The sequence below is a fragment of the Pseudomonas sp. Ag1 genome (assembly GCF_000278565.1).
Taxonomy (GTDB): domain Bacteria; phylum Pseudomonadota; class Gammaproteobacteria; order Pseudomonadales; family Pseudomonadaceae; genus Aquipseudomonas.
Genome location: NZ_AKVH01000111.1, coordinates 100,280 through 114,782 on the forward strand (window position 1 = coordinate 100,280; position 14,503 = coordinate 114,782).

The 14,503-nt window shown below is 59.3% G+C and carries 11 protein-coding genes, 4 tRNA genes and 1 pseudogene; 2 read left to right on the plus strand and 14 right to left on the minus strand.

What is annotated here, in order from left to right; all coding sequences use genetic code 11:
• Window positions 1–20 precede the first annotated feature (20 nt).
• Window positions 21–1,232 (minus strand): sodium/glutamate symporter, encoded by a 1,212-nt coding sequence (gltS, locus tag A462_RS04265; RefSeq protein ID WP_008438737.1) that lies wholly within the window; start codon window positions 1,230–1,232, stop codon window positions 21–23.
• Between the two features lie 360 nt (window positions 1,233–1,592).
• Here gltS and A462_RS04260 point away from each other — a divergent pair, with 360 nt between their 5' ends.
• Entirely contained in the window at window positions 1,593–2,717 is a 1,125-nt protein-coding gene (locus A462_RS04260; RefSeq protein WP_008438738.1) for an acyltransferase family protein, read from the plus strand.
• Between the two features lie 241 nt (window positions 2,718–2,958).
• On the opposite strand, the pseudogene A462_RS35335 reads toward A462_RS04260, so the two are convergent.
• From A462_RS35335 to A462_RS04250, 3 genes and pseudogenes are all read right to left on the minus strand, one after another.
• Window positions 2,959–3,174, minus strand: a pseudogene (locus tag A462_RS35335) (transposase domain-containing protein); the annotation flags it as partial.
• Between the two features lie 201 nt (window positions 3,175–3,375).
• Window positions 3,376–4,590 carry a hypothetical protein gene (locus A462_RS04255; RefSeq protein ID WP_238544270.1) on the minus strand — a complete coding sequence of 405 codons (1,215 nt, stop codon included), beginning with the start codon at window positions 4,588–4,590 and terminating at the stop codon, window positions 3,376–3,378.
• Window positions 4,591–4,777: 187 nt separating this feature from the next.
• Window positions 4,778–4,854 (minus strand) — tRNA-Val (locus A462_RS04250).
• 183 nt (window positions 4,855–5,037) lie between these two features.
• Here A462_RS04250 and A462_RS04245 point away from each other — a divergent pair.
• Window positions 5,038–6,321, plus strand: coding sequence for an NAD(P)/FAD-dependent oxidoreductase (locus A462_RS04245; protein WP_008438740.1), 1,284 nt, complete (start codon window positions 5,038–5,040; stop codon window positions 6,319–6,321).
• 166 nt (window positions 6,322–6,487) lie between these two features.
• On the opposite strand, the gene A462_RS04240 is transcribed toward A462_RS04245, so the two are convergent.
• The 10 genes from A462_RS04240 to accD form a co-directional block, all read right to left on the minus strand.
• A tRNA-Asp gene (locus tag A462_RS04240) sits at window positions 6,488–6,564 on the minus strand.
• Between the two features lie 105 nt (window positions 6,565–6,669).
• Window positions 6,670–6,746 (minus strand) — tRNA-Asp (locus tag A462_RS04235).
• A 55-nt stretch (window positions 6,747–6,801) separates the two neighbouring features.
• A tRNA-Val gene (locus A462_RS04230) sits at window positions 6,802–6,877 on the minus strand.
• A gap of 107 nt (window positions 6,878–6,984) precedes the next feature.
• Window positions 6,985–7,749: an SDR family oxidoreductase gene (locus tag A462_RS04225; protein ID WP_008438741.1), complete on the minus strand. Its 765-nt coding sequence runs from the start codon at window positions 7,747–7,749 to the stop codon at window positions 6,985–6,987.
• Window positions 7,750–7,760: 11 nt separating this feature from the next.
• Window positions 7,761–8,972, minus strand: a complete 1,212-nt coding sequence (locus A462_RS04220; protein WP_008438742.1) for an O-succinylhomoserine sulfhydrylase — start codon at window positions 8,970–8,972, stop codon at window positions 7,761–7,763.
• Window positions 8,973–9,038: 66 nt separating this feature from the next.
• Window positions 9,039–10,544, minus strand: a complete 1,506-nt coding sequence (purF, locus tag A462_RS04215) for an amidophosphoribosyltransferase (RefSeq protein ID WP_008438743.1) — start codon at window positions 10,542–10,544, stop codon at window positions 9,039–9,041.
• 41 nt (window positions 10,545–10,585) lie between these two features.
• Window positions 10,586–11,143 carry a CvpA family protein gene (locus A462_RS04210; RefSeq protein WP_003212681.1) on the minus strand — a complete coding sequence of 186 codons (558 nt, stop codon included), beginning with the start codon at window positions 11,141–11,143 and terminating at the stop codon, window positions 10,586–10,588.
• A 254-nt stretch (window positions 11,144–11,397) separates the two neighbouring features.
• Window positions 11,398–12,078: an SPOR domain-containing protein gene (locus A462_RS04205; RefSeq protein ID WP_008438744.1), complete on the minus strand. Its 681-nt coding sequence runs from the start codon at window positions 12,076–12,078 to the stop codon at window positions 11,398–11,400.
• Window positions 12,062–13,369: a bifunctional tetrahydrofolate synthase/dihydrofolate synthase gene (gene folC, locus A462_RS04200; RefSeq protein ID WP_008438745.1), complete on the minus strand. Its 1,308-nt coding sequence runs from the start codon at window positions 13,367–13,369 to the stop codon at window positions 12,062–12,064. The genes A462_RS04205 and folC overlap by 17 nt, the downstream gene beginning before the upstream one ends.
• Window positions 13,366–14,286, minus strand: coding sequence for an acetyl-CoA carboxylase, carboxyltransferase subunit beta (gene accD, locus A462_RS04195; RefSeq protein WP_003212675.1), 921 nt, complete (start codon window positions 14,284–14,286; stop codon window positions 13,366–13,368). Before accD ends, folC begins: the two co-directional genes overlap by 4 nt.
• Between the last annotated feature and the right edge of the window lie 217 nt (window positions 14,287–14,503).

Consider the following 14,503-nt stretch of genomic DNA (forward strand, 5'->3'; position numbering starts at 1 on the left):
GCAAATCCGGTAAACCGCGTTTATCCCGCGACGCCCAGGAACGGCAGCGCCAGGTACAACTTGATCACGATCGCATTGGTGATATCGATGAAAAAGGCGCCCACCATCGGCACCACCAGAAATGCAATCTGCGATGGCCCGAAACGCTGGGTCACCGCCTGCATGTTCGCAATGGCAGTTGGCGTGGCACCGAGCCCGAAACCGCAGTGCCCCGCCGCCAGGACCGCCGCGTCATAGTTGCTCCCCATCACCCGGAACGTCACGAAAATCGCAAACAGCGCCATCATCAACGCCTGCGCAGCCAGCAGGATGAAAATCGGCAGGGCCAGCGCGGCGAGGTCCCAGAGCTTGAGCGACATCAATGCAATCGCCAGGAACAACGACAGGCTGACATTCCCTAGCACCGAGACTTCGCGCTCGAATACCTGGTGCCAGCCCAGCGCCGACAGGCCATTACGCAACACCACACCGACAAACAAGACACACACAAACGTCGGCAGCTCAAAGGCCGTGCCCTGGATAAAACCGCTGAGGAACGTGCCCACTTGCAGGCTGATGGCGAGCAGCGCCAGGGTCTCGATAAACGAGAAGGAGGTGATCATGCGCTCTTGATTCGGCTGCTCGAATCCTTTTGGCCCTCGCGGTTGTACTGGCGCCAGGGCGGGCGTCTGGACGCGCTTGATCAGCAGGCGAGCGACCGGGCCGCCAATCAGGCCGCCGAGCACCAGGCCAAAGGTCGCGGAAGCAATGGCCAGTTCGGACGCCGACGCCACGCCATACTTCTCGCTGAACACCGCGCCCCAGGCCGCGCCGGTCCCGTGCCCACCCGACAGCGTAATGGAGCCCGCCAACAACCCCATCAACGGATCGAGCCCCAGCGCCTTGGCCAGCGCAATCCCCATCGCGTTCTGGACCACCAGGAGCGCCGTCACCACCAGCAGGAAAATCCCCAGCACCCGCCCGCCTTTCTTCAGGCTGGCGAAATCCGCATTCAAACCAATGGTGGCAAAGAAAGCCAACATCAGTGGCGTCTGCAGCGACGAATCAAACCGGACCTCAATGCCAGCGAGCATACGCAGGACCAGGAGCAGCACCGCCACCACTAAACCGCCGGCCACCGGCTCCGGAATATTGTAAGTGCGCAGGAAACCGACTCGAGCGACCAGCCCGCGCCCAAGTAAAAGCACCAGGGAGGCGGCGACCAGCGTTGAATAGAAGTCGAGTTGAAGCATGGGGCAGCTCTCTGTAGTTATTTATGACGAATCGGGGCAGGCTTATCGATCCTTCGGAACAACACAGGAAGAGTAGTAGTACGACGCCATCTTTAACCTCGGAAAAGTCCTAACGTTGCCGAACGGAATCCCCAGGACATTCAGGCGAAAGACTTGCGAAGCGCAATCTGAAGGGGCAAGACGAGAAAATCGAGTGCATGACAAGGGCTGCAGAACTGCGTCTGGACGGGCGCTTTACAGGTCCGCGGCATCCTGCCGACTCAGCGCCCATTCGAATTTGACAATCTCCGGCGTCCTGTCCAAAGCCACCTATAATCATGTCCAGTCGACAGGATCGTCGATGATAAACAGGACAACATCATGCAACGGATCGCTTTCGCAAACGCTTTGCGAGGTATTGCGGCGCTCAGCGTCGTCATTGCCCATTACATTCTGATGTTCAACTACCTCAAAGGTGGCTTCGGTGGCCTGCCACCCCTAGCTGAGCCACCCTTTCCAGCCTGGATGATCAGCATCTTTAATCCGCTCAACAACGTGAACATGGGCGGGTTCGGAGTGGGATTGTTCTTTCTGATCAGCGGTCTGGTAATTCCAATCTCGGTATCCAGCCTGAGCGGAACGGCTCTTGCGAAAACGAAATTCGTGATTGGCCGGCTTTTTCGAATATGGCCTACTTATATCATTGGCCTTCTAATCACCCTGGGTAGCCTTGAAATAGCTGCCTCATATATGGGGAACATCACGACCTACACGACTCTCCAGGTCCTCGCGCAAATGTCTTTGTTTCGAGACTGGTTTGGCAGTTCCGCACCGCTGGATGGCGTGGTGTGGACACTGGAGGTTGAAATCAAGTTCTACCTGATCGTGCTTCTGTGTTGGTCAATGATTACCAAGGGAAAATTGCTGCCGCTCGTGTTGCTGGGCGTCGCAACTGTGCTGGCCGCGAACCTATACCCTGGAAATATTTATCTCACCGGTCCGTTGGCCGCGTTCGTCTTCCCGTTCAAATACATTTTTTTCATGATGATCGGCGTTGCGTTCAACTATTACTACCGTGGACTGTTAAGCCTTGAAAAGCTGTTCGGCATAACCATCTGTATGCTCTGCGTATTCGGGTATAGCGGGTTCACTGAAGGCTGGCCGTTTGAAGTGATCGCTGCCTACTTTATGGCATTTGCGCTGTTTACCGTGTTCTACCTGTTTTGCAGCAACTGGACGGGGCCCCCGGTATTCAATTTTCTGGCCGATATCAGCTATCCGCTATACGCCTGCCATGGGGCGTTTGGTATTGTCGGGATGCGGATTATGATTGACCAGGGGATCAGCCCGATTCCTGCCCTCGTTATCCAGTCACTAGCCACCATTTTACTGTCCTGGCTTATCCATCAGGGGGTTGAAGCCCCTACCCACGTACTCGGAAAAAGAATCGCCGGCCTGTTCAGTACAAAGCCAACTAATAATTTGCTACCTGGACAATCCCAATAAAAAGCCCGCTCAATGCGCAATGCTGTTCACTTAAGCGGAGCAGCATTGCGGGTAATCGAATACCGGTTTTTTGACAGCCTCACCGCCCTAAGCCTCGCTGGCCTGGGGCGTTTTGTTATGAAGAGCACACCTATGCTGCCGCGAAGCTCTTCCATGCGTCTTGGCGTGTGTGATGGCGACACGGCGCCAGCCATGGCCACCAAGGAGTCCACGCCAGTCGTCTTGTAGGTAGCGCTCATATCCCCAGGCGTTGGCGATCCTGGGACAGCCCGCTCTTGCCCAGGAGCATCTCCTTGGCAATTCCATCGGCGCAGATATTTAATCAACGGGCGACTTCAATGACCGGCTCGCCCCTGAAAAGGGCCATCCCGACAACCAGCCAAAGCACCATATCCGAAGGCAGACGGCGACGTCGGATCGTTGCTTTATCAGCCAGCGTGGCCGCTGCTGTTATCCATCAGGAATATGATCGGCGAACACCTCAAGACGTGAGAGTGGTCGCTCAGCAAAATCCAGAACGGTGTTTAAATCCTGAGCAACAGGCATAAAAAATCCGAAGTCCTTATCAGACTCCGGATTTTCCGGCTGCTTGAGGATTAGTCAACAATCCTTAAGTGAACAGCATTGCGCTCAATGCGGGCTTTCTTTTCCATGATTATCAGGAAAAAGGTATGGGCTCAACCATATAGCAATCAACGCAGTCTGAAGTGATGACGTTATCCAGAATCAGAGGGGACTCGGTCGCAGGTCGAAGGAACCCGGTACGAATAGACGCTGTATAGACCCCAACGTTTACTGTATTGAGGCGAGCCCTAGCGTTAATCGACACACAATCAATGCTGTAATTCATCCCCATCCCCAAGCCGCAATTTTCACCACCTGAATTAATCACGCGGGTAGAGTCCTGCCCCTCAATGACAACACCCCAGGCGGTCTGTTCAGGATCAACACCTGGCTCAGTAGCCGTGCAATAACTATCAAGAATGGTGTTGTACTCGCCACCGTTGTCCAGCAGCAGCATGCAGCGCCCGGTCCAGTCAACCGACGTGATGTTCTCTATAACACAGTGTTGTGCGTAGTGCAGATGCAGGCCAACCGCAGCGTCCCCGGTGAACTCAAGGTTGCGGATATACACGTTTTTAATCGGGTCACATAAAGCCACGATTGCGCCCAGGGGATGATCACGTTTGATTACGCGATTAACAATCAATGAGTTAGCCAGCACATATATAACCTGGCGAACCTCCAGGGGGCCGTCAAGTGGCATAGGGTAGGTTGCAAAATCGGTTGAAGCGTCCGAGATGACGATCCAGGAACCGTTTGTGTACGGAGTCGTGTCGGCCACGGAGATTTCGGTCGTATTGACGTAGGCCGGCGCGGTCAAATAACTGCCCGGGCGAACATTGCCTTGGTAGTCGATGGCGGCATAACTTGGATCTGTGGGGTCCAGCGGGTTACGGCCGATCCCTGAAACGTCAATAGTGACCTTATCGATCCCTGGGGCAGGCTCGATGATCTGCCCACTGTAAGGCCAGTTGTCATCACGGTTTAGCAGGACTGTTGTCCCGATAGGGCAGTCAGTGCCATTGATTTGAATCCAACGGTATCCGGCCTTCATCACCGACTGGAGTTGAGGGCCGTTATCCGCAGAGGGATTCGGGGTAAAAACATAAGGGGTATCGATGTAAATTGACATATGACTTCTCCTGATTTCCCATGGCCATTTTTCGGCGAAACAACTGTACATGCATACAGCTAAAAATCCTACAAAAGCAGCATTCTCAATGCTCACTTTATTGCCCACAGACACCGACATACGCATCACACGCGCCGGACGCGTGATCAAGCCGTTATCGCGTTCAGTGAGGCTCATGGGAGACGGGAAAAGAAGATGCCGAAGCACGCTCAGAAAGGCGCAACGGGAAAAAATCGACAAGCCAGGAGGAGCCGCCGAATCGTCATTCTGAGGGGGTAGGTTGCAAAGGCTTCGCAAATCGCAACAAAAAAGGGCCCACCTTTCGGTGAGCCCTTCTAGACCGCCCAGCAGAGCGGATTTTGTTTGGTAGGCGCGATTGGACTCGAACCAACGACCCCCACCATGTCAAGGTGGTGCTCTAACCAACTGAGCTACGTGCCTGCTGTGAGGCGGCATTCTACGGAATTCCCGAGGGGTGTCAACACCTTTTTTGCAGCTAAGCCTATGAATATGCGAATTTTTTATTTGTGGCCAGCACAACCGTATTTTCCGGCGGCTGGCAGCGGATTTTCAACTCAGGTAGGATCGGCGCACTCGTAAAAAATATAAAACAGAGGTTCCAGGATGGCGAACACCCCCTACCCCCAGTCGTATTACGCCGCGTCTGCGAATGCGGTACCTCCTCGCCCAGAGCTGCAAGGTGAAGTCGAAACCGATGTGTGCGTGATTGGCGCCGGTTATACCGGCCTGTCCAGTGCGCTGTTCCTGCTGGAAAACGGCTTTAGCGTGACAGTGCTGGAAGCTGCCAAGGTAGGCTTTGGCGCGTCGGGCCGTAATGGTGGGCAGATCGTCAACAGCTACAGCCGTGATATCGATGTGATCGAGCGCAGTGTCGGCCCCCAGCAGGCGAAATTACTCGGCGACATGGCATTTGAAGGCGGCAGGATCATTCGGGAGCGGGTGGCCAAGTATCAGATCCAGTGCGATCTGAAGGACGGCGGTGTATTTGCGGCACTGAACAGCAAGCACATGGGCCACCTGGAGTCGCAGAAGCGCCTGTGGGAGCGCTACGGCCACACCCAGCTGGAGCTGCTGGACGAGCGGCGCATTCGAGAAGTGGTCGCCTGTGACAACTATGTGGGCGGCCTGCTCGACATGAGCGGCGGGCACATTCACCCGCTGAACCTGGCGCTGGGCGAAGCGGCAGCCGTGGAGTCCCTGGGCGGCACCATTTATGAGCAGTCGGCGGCGACTCGCATCGAGCGCGGCGCCAATCCGGTGGTGCATACGGCGCACGGCAAGGTCAGGGCCAAGTTCATTATTGTCGCGGGCAACGCCTATCTGGGGAACCTGGTTCCGGAACTGGCGGCCAAGTCGATGCCGTGTGGTACGCAGGTGATTACCACCGCACCACTGGGCGATGAACTGGCGAAGACGCTGCTGCCACAGGATTACTGCGTCGAGGACTGCAATTACCTGCTGGACTACTACCGCCTGACGAGCGACAAGCGCCTGATCTTCGGCGGTGGCGTGGTGTACGGCGCGCGTGACCCGGCGAATATCGAGGCGATCATCCGGCCGAAGATGCTCAAGGCCTTCCCGCAGCTCAAGGACGTGAAGATCGACTACGCCTGGACCGGCAATTTCCTGCTGACCTTGTCGCGCCTGCCGCAGGTCGGTCGCCTGGGGGATAACATCTACTACTCCCAGGGCTGTAGCGGCCATGGCGTGACGTATACCCACTTGGCGGGCAAGGTACTGGCGGAAGCGCTGAGGGGCCAGGCAGAACGTTTTGATGCGTTTGCCGGCCTGCCGCACTACCCCTTCCCCGGCGGACAACTGTTGCGCACGCCGTTTGCGGCGCTGGGGGCCTGGTATTACGGGTTGCGGGACAAGCTGGGATTCTGACCCCGGACCACGGGGCTGGCTTGCCGGCCCCTGTACTTGTCGCGCCGGCACCCAATCGCAGACACAAAAAACCCCGGTCTTTCGACCAGGGTCTTTGCTATCGATCCAACCAAGCCGGCGGCTTGCTTTGGCGTCTCAGGGCGTTCAGTGGGCCCTGGAACAGATATGGCGCAGCGGACGGGACTCGAACCCGCGACCCCCGGCGTGACAGGCCGGTATTCTAACCGACTGAACTACCGCTGCGTATCGCTCAGACTGCTGAAGTGTCACCTTCAACCGCCTTCAAACATCTGACTGACCAGCCTTGGCTGTTCAATCTCAAATCTGAAACATCAGACCTGGAAAATATGGCGCAGCGGACGGGACTCGAACCCGCGACCCCCGGCGTGACAGGCCGGTATTCTAACCGACTGAACTACCGCTGCGCGTCGGTGCAACCTTTAACGTGGCGTCTTGCCCTAGGGCAAAACTCTCAAGAAGTGGTGGGTGATGACGGGATCGAACCGCCGACCCTCTGCTTGTAAGGCAGATGCTCTCCCAGCTGAGCTAATCACCCTTTGCTTCGTTGAGGCCGCGAAATTTACGCAGGTAGCGGACCTAAGTCAATAGCCTGCTTGAAGTTTTTCTGAAAAAGACAAAATGGCTTCAGGACCGCGACCCGCCCTACTCGGTGTAAATCATCTTCTTGCTCATGCCGCCGTCGACGACGAACTCTTGCCCGGTGACAAACCCGGCATTGCGCGACAGCAACCACGCCACCATCGCCGCTACGTCTTCCACAGTGCCTACCCTGCCCGCCGGGTGCTGGGCGTGATCCGCATCCGTCAGCGGCTCGGCACGGCGTGCAGCCGGGTCACGGGCATCGATCCAGCCCGGGCTGACGGCATTGACCCGTACTTCCGGCCCGAGGCTGATAGCCAACGCGTGGGTCAGGGCCAGCAAACCGCCCTTGCTCGCCGCATAGGCTTCGGTGTCCGGTTCCGACTGGCGTGCCCGGGTCGACGCCAGGTTGACGATGGCGCCGCCGTGGGCCCGCAGGTAGGGCGCACAGTGCTTGGCCAGCAACATGGGACCACTGAGGTTCACCGCCAGTACACGATTCCAGTAAGCCAGGTCGAGACTTTCCAGGGTGATATTGCGCGGGTCGGCCACGGCGGCATTGCACACCAGCGCATCCAGGCGCCCGAACTGGCCAAGTACCTCGGCCACGCCCTGGGCAACCTGCCGCTCATCGGCCACGTCCATGGTAATAAACCAGGCGTTGTCGCCGAGCACCTTGGACACCTTGGAACCGCGCTCACGGTCCAGGTCCGTCAATACCACCTGCCAGCCTTCGCTGATCAACCAGACGGCAATCCCCAGGCCGATGCCCCGCGCCGCGCCGGTCACCAGCGCGACCCGCCCGTTACTGGCGCTCGCCGCCTCCATGGACCACTCGATCACAGGGCAGCCAACCCACGGGCCAGGTCGGCCTGCAGGTCAGCGACGTCTTCCAGGCCCACGGCAATGCGGATCAGGCTGTCACGAATCCCGGCAGCTTCACGCTCCTGCGGCGCCAGGCGACCGTGAGAGGTGGTGCTTGGGTGAGTAATAGTGGTCTTGCTGTCACCCAGGTTGGCGGTGATGGAGATCAGGCGAGTCGCATCGATAAAGCGCCAGGCGCCCTCTTTGCCGCCCTTGACCTCGAAACTCACCACGGCGCCGAAACCACGTTGCTGGCGCTGGGCCAACTCGTGTTGCGGGTGGCTCTTGAGGCCGGCGTAGTGGACCTTCTCGATACCGTCCTGTTGCTCCAGCCACTCGGCCAGGGCCTGGGCGTTGGCACAATGGGCCTTCATCCGCAGGCTCAGGGTCTCCAGACCTTTAAGGAAGATCCAGGCGTTGAACGGGCTCAGGGTCGGGCCGGCGGTGCGCAAGAAGCCCACCACTTCCTTCATCTGCTCGCTGCGGCCGGCAACCACGCCACCCATGCAACGGCCCTGGCCGTCGATGAACTTGGTGGCCGAGTGCACAACGATGTCTGCGCCCAGCTTCAGCGGCTGCTGCAATGCAGGGGTGCAGAAGCAGTTGTCGACGATCAGCATCGCGCCCTTGGCGTGGGCCACTTCGGACAATGCGGCAATGTCCACCAGCTCGGCCAACGGATTGGACGGCGACTCGACGAACAGCAATTTGGTGTTGGCCTTGATGGCCGCGTCCCAGCCGGACAGGTCCGCCAGCGGCACGTAGTCGACTTCAATACCAAAACGCTTGAAGTACTTTTCGAACAGGCTGATGGTCGAACCAAACACGCTGCGCGATACCAGGACGTGGTCGCCGGCGCTGCACAGGCTCATGACTACCGCGAGAATCGCAGCCATGCCCGTGGCAGTGGCGACAGCTTGCTCGGCGCCTTCCAGCGCGGCGATACGCTCTTCGAACGCGCGCACGGTCGGGTTGGTGTAACGCGAATAAACGTTGCCCGGTACTTCACCGGCAAAACGCGCAGCGGCGTCGGCCGCAGTGCGGAACACATAGCTGGAGGTAAAGAACATCGGGTCACCGTGCTCACCTTCCGGGGTGCGGTGCTGGCCGGCGCGCACAGCCAGGGTATCGAAAGCTACGCCATCGAGGTCGCTGTCCAAGCGACCGGCATCCCATTCCTGACTCATGCTCTACTCCTCAACTCGAATGCTTTATCAAAGATACAAAACCGGCCCCTCAGGGCCGGTGTCTACTCAGTTGTTGTACAGGTCGATGATCGCGCTGACCGCCTGGGTCTTGATCTTCGAGGAATCGTTACGGGCCTGCTCGATCTTGTTCAGGTAGGCCTCGTCGACATCGCCGGTGACGTACTTGCCGTCGAACACCGCGCAATCGAACTCCTCGATCTTGATCTTGCCACCACCGACGGCTTCGATCAGGTCCGGCAGGTCCTGGTAGATCAGCCAGTCGGCGCCGATCAGGTCCGCAACGTCCTGGGTCGAACGATTGTGGGCGATCAGTTCGTGGGCGCTCGGCATGTCGATGCCGTACACGTTCGGGTAACGCACGGCAGGCGCGGCGGAACAGAAGTAAACGTTCTTCGCACCGGCTTCGCGGGCCATCTGGATGATCTGCTTGCAGGTGGTGCCGCGTACGATGGAGTCATCCACCAGCATCACGTTCTTGCCGCGGAACTCCAGCTCGATCGCGTTGAGCTTCTGGCGCACCGACTTCTTGCGCGCAGCCTGGCCAGGCATGATGAAGGTACGGCCGATGTAACGGTTCTTGACGAAGCCTTCGCGGAATTTCACGCCCAGGTGGTTCGCCAACTCCAGCGCAGCGGTGCGGCTGGTGTCCGGGATCGGGATAACCACGTCGATGTCGTGATCCGGGCGCTCGCGCAGGATCTTGTCCGCCAGCTTCTCGCCCATGCGCAGGCGCGCCTTGTACACCGAAACACCGTCGATGATCGAATCCGGACGCGCCAGGTAGACGTGTTCGAAGATGCACGGGGTGAGTTTCGGGTTCAGTGCGCACTGACGGGTGTGCAGCTTGCCCTCTTCAGTGATGTAGACCGCTTCGCCCGGCGCCAGGTCGCGAATCAGGGTAAAGCCCAGCACGTCCAGGGACACGCTTTCGGAAGCGATCATGTACTCGACGCCTTCGTCGGTGTGACGCTGGCCGAACACGATCGGGCGGATGCCGTGGGGGTCGCGGAAACCGACGATACCGTAGCCGGTCACCATCGCCACTACCGCATAGCCACCGACGCAGCGGTTGTGCACGTCAGTCACGGCAGCGAACACGTCTTCTTCGGTCGGCTGCAGCTTGCCGCGCTGGGCCAGCTCGTGGGCGAACACGTTCAGCAGTACTTCGGAGTCCGAGTTGGTGTTGACGTGGCGCAGGTCAGATTCGTAAATCTCCTTGGCCAGTTGTTCAACGTTGGTCAGGTTGCCGTTGTGCGCCAGGGTGATGCCATAGGGCGAGTTGACGTAGAACGGCTGGGCTTCGGCCGAGGTCGAGCTGCCCGCTGTCGGGTAGCGCACGTGGCCAATGCCCATGTGCCCGACCAGGCGCTGCATGTGGCGCTGATGGAACACGTCACGCACCAGACCATTGTCCTTGCGCAGGAATAACCGGCCGTCGTGGCTGGTCACAATACCGGCAGCATCCTGGCCGCGGTGCTGGAGGACGGTTAGCGCGTCATACAGCGCCTGATTCACGTTCGACTTACCGACGATACCGACGATGCCACACATGCGACGCAACCCCTACTTAATGAATCTTGACTGAACACAACTTACTGAGGCGTTTTGGCCGGCAAGAGGTGTTCCTTGAACGGAAGATCAGCGGGTACGCTGATCCCGCTGGCCAGCCACTGACTGCTCCACCCCAAAATGAGGTTTTTGGACCAATCTGCAACCAATAGAAATTTTGGCACGAGTACCGACTCCTGCCACCACGAATCCTGCTGTACCGGCCCCAGGCTCAACAGCCCGACCGCCACGACCACCAGCAAGCCGCCACGCGCGGCGCCGAAGGCCATGCCGAGAAATCGATCGGTCCCGGAGAGGCCGGTGACGCGTATCAATTCGCCGATAAGATAATTGACCATTGCCCCCACCAACAACGTGGCGATGAACATGATGGCGCAGCCCGCGATGACGCGAGCCGAAGGTGTCTCGATGTATCCGGCCAGGTAGACAGACAATGAACCGCCGAACATCCAGGCTACAACTCCTGCGATGATCCATGTCAGCAGCGACAATGCTTCTTTGACGAAGCCGCGGCTCAGACTGATCAAAGCGGAGATGGCGACGATTGCAACGATCGCCCAATCAACCCAGGTAAATGGCACAGTTCAGCCTACAGACGGATAAGGCGGCGCATTTTAGCAGAGCGCTGGGCTATCGGTAAGCTGTGATTGGCAGTGCATTTGAAATCAATGAGTTATAGGGGAAACCGGCCTGTTGCGGCACACCCAAAATACTTGTGGGAGCGGGCCTGCTCGCGAAGGCGGTGGGGCAGCCAATAAATCTGCTGACTGATACACCGCTTCGCGAGCAAGCCCGCTCCCACATTGACCGCATTCCAGCTTGAATCCTTGCAGCCTCAGCCTTTTTCGGGCTGGAAGCGAACCACAAAACCCTTGAGGTTCTGCTGGCGATCCAACAGGTCCCGCAGGCGATCGGCTTCAGCCCGCTCGATCAGCGGCCCGATGAATACCCGGTTCTTGCCGTCGGCGCTGCGGATATAGGCGTTGTAACCCTGGGTGCGCAGCTTCTTCTGCAACGCATCAGCACTTTCACGGTTAGCCAGGCTGGCCAGCTGGATCGACCAACTGATCGGCAAGCCATTCGGGTCAATACGGCTCTGGCCCACGTCCGGCTTGCCTGGTGCCGCAGGTTGCGGGGCCACAGGTTTTGGCGCTGGCGCCGGCGCCGCAGACTTCGCAGCAACTGCAGGAGCAGCAGGCGCAGCAGGCGCAGCAGGCGCAGGCTTAACCACCGGCACGCTCGGCTGCACCGGCATCGACGGCGCTTGCTGTGCAGCCACTTCGTCATCGGTCGGCACCGGCTCTTCTTCCGGCAGCGCTTGCGGCTCGGGAACCACCACCGGCTCAACCTGAACCTGAGGCACCGCAGGCGCCTGAGGCGCAGCTGGCGCTTCAACGGTCACTTGGCGCTGCTCATCCTGACGGGAAAACAGCATCGGCAGGAAAATCACCGCCAACGCCACCAGGACCAGGGCTCCAACCATTCGCTGCTTGTATGCGCTATCCAGTAATGCCATGTGCAGCTTCCTCCGTGGAGCGCCGGGCCAACCATTCGAGCGCCTCGGCAACACAATAAAATGATCCGAACAACAGAATCTCATCCTCAGGCGTCGCAACCGCGCACTGGGCTTCCAGGGCGGCTGTCACGCTTGCATGGGACGTCACGGACGCGCCAAGGTTCTGCAAGGCAACCTGCAACTCGATGGCAGGACGACTGCGGGACGTATCCAGCGGTGCAACCGCCCAGGCCTGGACGTCACCCAGCAAGGGTGCAACCACGCCGTCCAGGTCCTTGTCGGACAACAACCCGAACACCGCGAGGCGGCGACCGGCGGGCGGCGTGCGTGCCAGGCGCCTGGCCAGGTATTCAGCGGCGTGAGGGTTATGCCCCACGTCCAGCAGCAGGTTCAGGCGCTTGCCCTCCCAGTCGAACGTGCGCCGGTCAAGGCGCCCCACCACGCGAGTAGCCTGCAACGTAGCGGCAATCTGCTCGGCATGCCAGGGCAAATCCAGCAACAGGTAGGCTTGCAGCGCGAGCGCGGCGTTTTCCATCGGCAGGTTCAGCAGTGGCAAGTCGCGCAACTCGACGGTTTGACCGCGCGCGTCAAGCCCGCGCCATTGCCAGAATTGGTCGCCAATCTCGAGATTGAAATCACGCCCGCGCAGGAAGAACGGGCAATCCAGCTCGCGCACCTTGTCCAGCAAGGTATGCGGCGGGTCCAGGTCGCCGCACAGTGCAGGCTTGCCCTGGCGGAAGATCCCGGCTTTTTCATAGGCCACGGACTCACGGGTGTTACCCAGGTAGTCCGCATGGTCGACACCAATACTGGTAATCAGCGCCAGGTCGGCATCCACCACGTTGACCGTGTCCAGACGCCCACCCAGACCGACTTCCAGCACCACCACATCCAGCTGCGCACGCTCGAACAGCCAGAACGCCGCCAGGGTGCCCATCTCGAAATAGGTCAGGGAAATCTCGCCACGCCCGGCATCAAGTGCGGCGAAGGCTTCGCAGAGTTGCTCGTCAGTGGCTTCGACGCCATTGAGCTGCACCCGCTCGTTGTAGCGCAGCAGGTGCGGCGAGTTGTACACGCCGACCTTCAGGCCCTGGGCTTGCAGCAAGGCCGCGACAAAGGCGCAGGTAGAGCCCTTGCCGTTGGTGCCGGTCACCGTGATCACACGCGGCGCCGGCCGGCCCAACCCGAGGCGGGCCGCTACCTGTTGCGAGCGCTCCAGGCCCATGTCGATGGCTGACGGATGCAACTGCTCAAGGTAGGCGAGCCATTCGCCCAGGGTACGTTGGGTCATATGTTTGCAGGCACCGGTGGCACGACAATCGGCTCGATTTTAGGCGCGACGTACACAGGTGTCGGCAGGCCCATCATTTGCGCCAGCAGGCTACCCAGGCGCGGACGCAGTTCGCCGCGCGGAATGATCAGGTCGATCGCGCCGTGCTCCAGCAGGAACTCGCTGCGCTGGAAGCCTTCCGGCAGTTTTTCGCGAACGGTTTGCTCGATAACACGCGGGCCGGCAAAGCCGATCAGCGCCTTCGGCTCACCGACGATCACGTCACCCAGCATCGCCAGGCTGGCGGACACACCGCCGTAGACCGGGTCGGTCAGCACGGAGATGAACGGAATACCTTCTTCGCGCAGACGCGCCAGTACCGCGGAGGTCTTGGCCATTTGCATCAGGGAGATCAGTGCTTCCTGCATCCGCGCACCACCGGAGGCGGCGAAGCAGATCATCGGGCAACGGTTTTCCAGCGCGTAGTTGGCGGCACGTACGAAACGCTCACCGACGATGGCGCCCATCGAGCCGCCCATGAAGGAGAATTCAAAGGCCGAAACCACCACCGGCATGCCCAGCAGCTTGCCGCTGACGGAAATCAGCGCGTCCTTTTCACCGGTCTGCTTCTGGGCCGCGGTCAGGCGGTCCTTGTACTTCTTGCCGTCGCGGAACTTCAAACGGTCAACCGGCTCCAGGTCAGCGCCCAGTTCGGAGCGACCATCGGCGTCGAGGAAAATATCAATGCGGGCGCGGGCGCCGATACGCATGTGGTGATTGCACTTGGGGCAAACGTCCAGGGTCTTTTCCAGCTCCGGGCGGTACAGCACCGCGTCGCAGGATGGGCACTTGTGCCAAAGACCTTCAGGAACCGAGCTTTTCTTCACCTCGGAACGCATGATCGAAGGGATCAGTTTGTCTACTAACCAGTTGCTCATGCTTTCTTTCTCCAGTACCGGTGGCTTGAACACAGCCCCGCGTATGCCCTTGAGCTAAATTCATATGTGGCGATGACACAAACTGGACGGGGTCAGACGTTCGACCAGCCATTTCCTGCCTGTGCCCTCAGCCTTCCAGACAACCTGCCGTGCAGGGTTGCCACTTCATTTCCGGGCCTCCCACAGGCGGCGCCGGGCTGTTTTACACAGTGGTAGT